This is a genomic window from Synechocystis sp. LEGE 06083 (assembly GCF_015207725.1).
In the GTDB taxonomy this organism is placed as follows: domain Bacteria; phylum Cyanobacteriota; class Cyanobacteriia; order Cyanobacteriales; family Microcystaceae; genus Synechocystis; species Synechocystis salina.
In genome coordinates this window covers 1-4,380 of the sequence record NZ_JADEWJ010000298.1, presented here as the reverse complement: position 1 = coordinate 4,380, position 4,380 = coordinate 1, and the positions used below count along the sequence as shown (strand labels likewise).

The window sequence follows — 4,380 nt, the reverse complement described above, 5'->3', positions numbered from 1 at the left end:
CCAATAGGGTTGGCTACATTGACAGGCCTGCCCCCCAGTTCCCCCCAGACCAGGGGATCCCCCTTTCCCACCGGCGGCCCCGACAAAAATTTGGTTGAGGCTGTTGAGATTGCGAGTGTAAATGGTTATGGAACCGCCATTGCCACCGTTACCTCCATTACCTCCATCCCCACCATCACTGCCATTGGCCATTTGCACATCTTGCCGTTGACTGGTGTCCAAAGCGGGGCAATTGGCCGGAGATCCTTCTGCACCGGGAGTACCTGGAGCCCCATCCCTACCGGCCAAATTAAGGGTCATGGGAGAACCATCGCTGAAAACCGTGAGGTTATCGGTGTCGGCACCGTCCTGGCCATCCACACCCCTAGCCCCTGGTGCGCCGACGGAACCAACATTTCTCCTTTGACTGGCTTGGGCCAAAAGTAGGCATTCTCCATTGGTTAAAGGGGTGGCGGTTAGGCTAGGGGCCACTAGATTGAGGGGAATAGCCAGGGCCAAAATGGAGGCAAAACGCAAATTAATTCTCCTTGCAATGCAAAAACCAATTGGAAATTGTGGCACAGGTTTAAACGGAAACCAAGCTAATCTCCTTGACTGGGGGACATTGGGGGTTGGTTCCGCCCTAAACCATCTGGGGCTTGGCAATCTGAGTTTACCCTGGGAGCAAAATTCCCAATAAGATCAATAACAATCCCCCTGTCCAAGCGAGAAAAAGCGGATAGCCAATTAACATTTGGTCTTCCTCATTGGTGATGGTGGCAAACTGCAACTGGGGGGATAAACCCCGCACCACCATGCCACTGACTTTCACGGACCCCAAGGCGATCTCCTCTAAGCGGGTCTGGGGAGAACGAAAGGGGGGTAATAGTCTGGTCCAAAAGGGATAGCGCACAGGAATTACCCCGGTGCGGTCGTGAAAATACAATTTCGGTGCCCGCCAAACACTGGCTTGCACCAAACGGAATTTGCCCTGCCAATTAACCTGAGTGCCCCAGATAGGACTCAAATTAGCGTCGCTAAGCACACTTAGTACGGTGGGGGCGGCCACTTTTCTCTGTCCTAAACTTTGCCAAGCGGTACGGAGTAGAATCCCCGCTCCTAGTCCCACCAGTATGGCTTGGGGGAGGGATAACTTCAAAGTACTATCTTCCTGTTGAATCCACCAACCTAAGCCCAGGGCAAACCAAAGGGGCAACAGCCAAATAAATACTTCCAGGTAAAAGAATATAGTTCTTTTTTTTGCTTCTTCGAGGGAGATTTGCCGACGGCTGAGTACAAGGTTATATTCCGTGTCCAGGTCTAACTGTTCGGCATAATGGCTCAACACCTGGAGCCGCTTGCCCAAAAGGGGATGGGAGCTACACCAAGTAATGATGCCCCGCCAAGGACTGCCCCAGTCCCAGAGGAGTAGATTGCCTACCATTCTCGGATCAAATCTTTCTCCCCGCTCACAGGCCGCCGCTGTGTAGGCATCATAGTTAGCAAAATTACGCATTCCCTCCAGAAACAAAGCGGGTTTCTCCGCCTGTCTTTCTTGCTTTACCAAAGCCCTGGTCATTTTCACCAGGGCCCGGATCAAGGCATTGGGATTACCGGTGTAGTTGACGGAAAAATGGTCAGCGTAATATTCCCTTGTGCGGGCAAAGTAATGGTTAGCCCCCTGATTAATGCGAAACAGGGCCAAGCAAATCCAGACCAACGGGGCGATCAATATCTTGGCGATCGCCGGCCAGGAACTCCGGGCCATTTGTAGCTCACAGTATAACCAGTAGAATATTTGCCCCCAACCACTCATACAGGTCAATAGGGCACAATCCCGGCGGACAATGTGGGCCAACTCATGGCCCAGGAGGGTGGCAATTTCTTCGGCGCTCAGATAACGAAAAATCCCCTGGCTGAGCACAATACGACTATTTTTTTGTTGCACACCATAGGCAAACATAACCGGACGATTATCGGCAATAACCCCCAGCTTGGGAATGGGAAAAGTCTTGGCTCGGGCTACCCGCAACATCAGTTCTCCGGCTTCGGGGCTATATTTTTGCACTGCGCCGAGGTTGACCCATTCAGCGCCATAAATGCGCCGGTTGATCAGATCCATCATGGGGACGCTGTAAAACAAAGCGAGGAAATTAACCGCAATCCCCAGCCCCAGACTAATGGCCAGCAATTTTTGCCACTGTCCCTGGGCCAACCACCATGCCAGCGGTGTCAACAGTACAGAAGTGGTTAAAAGGGGAACCAACAGGCCCACACCAAAAATAAAAGGCAAACTATCGGCCACCCTGGGCAGGGCTACCTTAACCCGACTATTTTCCGCCCGACCAGCTTTCAAGTCAGTGGACAGGGCATCCTCTTCCCCTTCTCCCTCATCAGCATTTTCCTGTTTCAAGAGCATGAGCATCATTGTCTTGGCCCAATTTTCCACCTCCGGGTCGGGATTCCGGGTCAGGTATTCACACAGTTCCCGAGACTGCTCAAATCTTCCCAAGGCTCGATAGGCCCGCACCAAAGCCATCTGAGCTTTGAGAAATTCGGGGGATTCCTGGTTGGGTACCCGGCGACAGACCATTTCCAAAGCTTTGATCGCCGACTGATATTCTTGATTTTGGAGGGCCTTAAGTCCCTTTTGGAGGGTCAGGGCAATTTCATGGGCATTCATGGAAGCAAAAGCGGGGAAACGAGAGCAGAGGAGCCGGAACCAGTATGGAGGCAAAAATTCCATTCTCCCACCCCCAATATGAGCCATGGAAGAGTGTTTTGCTTAATTTTTGTTGCTATTATCTGTGTGATTTGCGGTGGGGACATCCTGTTAGTCCAGTTCCTCGCCGATAGTTTTTATTGCCCAGATTGTCCTATTTTCGGCACAGACAGGGACCCTAGCCGTTGATGCGGGGATTTCCCGGCATGGTTTTGATAAAGTGTTGGAGCAAGTATTTTCTGGGAAAGCTCAGTGGATTCCGAGATTAATCATAGTGGTGGTTTGAGTGCCCCTCGTCCAAGGGAAACTTCACTCAATTTAGCTCTCTACCGGGGTTTGAAGTGGGGAGTGGTGCGGCCCTTGCTCCATGGATTGTTCCAGGCTCGGGTGTATGGTCAGGAATTGGTGCCAACCCAGGGGCCAGCCTTGGTAGTGAGCAACCATGCTAGTTACTTTGACCCACCATTTTTGTCCTGTGCCATGGCCCGACCGGTGGCTTTTATGGCCAAGGAAGAATTATTTAATGTGCCCCTGCTGGGCCCAGCCATTCGCCTCTATGGAGCTTATCCAGTGAAACGGGGCAGTGGCGATCGGGGGGCGTTGCGGGCCGCCCTGACAGCCCTGGGGGATGGATGGCTAGTGGGGGTATTTCTGGAAGGAACGAGAACAAAGGATGGCCGCATTCACCAACCGAAATTGGGGGCCGCCATGATTGCGGCCAAGGCCCAAGTACCCATTATTCCAGTTAGTTTGGGGGGGGTAGAGCAAATTTTCCAGCCCGGTTCCCCCTGGCCCCATCCTGTACCTTTAACCATTCGCATTGGGGAGGCGATCGCCCCGCCGGTCAAGAATAAGAAACCCGAATTGGAAGCGGTGACTAAAGCTTGCCAAGCACAAATTCACCAAATGCTGGATTTAGGCAGGGATTAATAACGGTATCCAGAGGGGGATTTTCTGTGGAAAACTATTGCCAAAAATGTGGAAAAAGTTACTTTTATGGGGAAATAGACTACCCAACTAAGCCTCTAGATCTGCCAACTGTCCTGGGGCAATGGCCCCCTGTTCCGTAATGATGGCGGTGATTAAACTGGCGGGGGTGACATCAAAAGCGGGGTTATAAAATTCCGCTCCCTCTGGGGTAATGCGGGTCGATCCTGGTTGGTAAATTTCCACCGGGTCCCGTTCTTCAATGGGAATTTGACTGCCATCATCCAAAGCAAAATCCACAGTAGATAATGGGGCGGCAACAAAAAAAGGAATGGCATGCATTTTTGCCAACACGGCTAAACCATAGGTGCCAATTTTATTAGCCGTATCACCATTTCTGGCAATGCGATCAGCTCCCACCACTACGGCGTCAATGCGTTGTTGTTGCATGCAATGGGCGGCCATATTATCGGTAATCAGGGTAACGGGGATGCCCGCTTGCACACATTCCCACACTGTTAACTTCGCTCCCTGCAATCTAGGTCTAGTTTCGTCGGCATAGACCCGGGCCAATCGACCCGCAGACCAGGCAGCCCGGATCACCCCGATCGCCGTACCGTAACCAGCGGTGGCCAAAGCACCGGCATTGCAGTGGGTGAGAATGGTTAACTGCTGGGGTTCCCTTGGTAGCACCTCGAGTCCTGCTGCCCCGATCGCCTGACAAGTACGGAGGTCATCGAGTTGGATTTGTT

General features: G+C 52.2%; 3 protein-coding genes and 1 pseudogene. 1 reads left to right on the top strand and 3 read right to left on the bottom strand.

Annotated features, from left to right (window positions below):
* Together IQ219_RS17165 and IQ219_RS17160 are read right to left on the bottom strand one after the other, a co-directional pair.
* Positions 1-516: pseudogene (locus IQ219_RS17165) on the bottom strand (collagen-like protein); the annotation flags it as partial.
* Between the two features lie 136 nt (positions 517-652).
* Complete coding sequence (locus IQ219_RS17160; protein ID WP_194073414.1) at positions 653-2,662, bottom strand: M48 family metallopeptidase; 2,010 nt, start codon at positions 2,660-2,662, stop codon at positions 653-655.
* Positions 2,663-2,953: 291 nt separating this feature from the next.
* Between IQ219_RS17160 and IQ219_RS17155 the strand changes: the two genes are divergently transcribed.
* Positions 2,954-3,631: a lysophospholipid acyltransferase family protein gene (locus tag IQ219_RS17155; protein ID WP_194073413.1), complete on the top strand. Its 678-nt coding sequence runs from the start codon at positions 2,954-2,956 to the stop codon at positions 3,629-3,631.
* Positions 3,632-3,718: 87 nt separating this feature from the next.
* Here IQ219_RS17155 and mtnA read toward each other — a convergent pair.
* On the bottom strand, positions 3,719-4,380 hold a 662-nt coding region (gene mtnA, locus IQ219_RS17150), incomplete at its 5' end, for an S-methyl-5-thioribose-1-phosphate isomerase (RefSeq protein WP_194073412.1).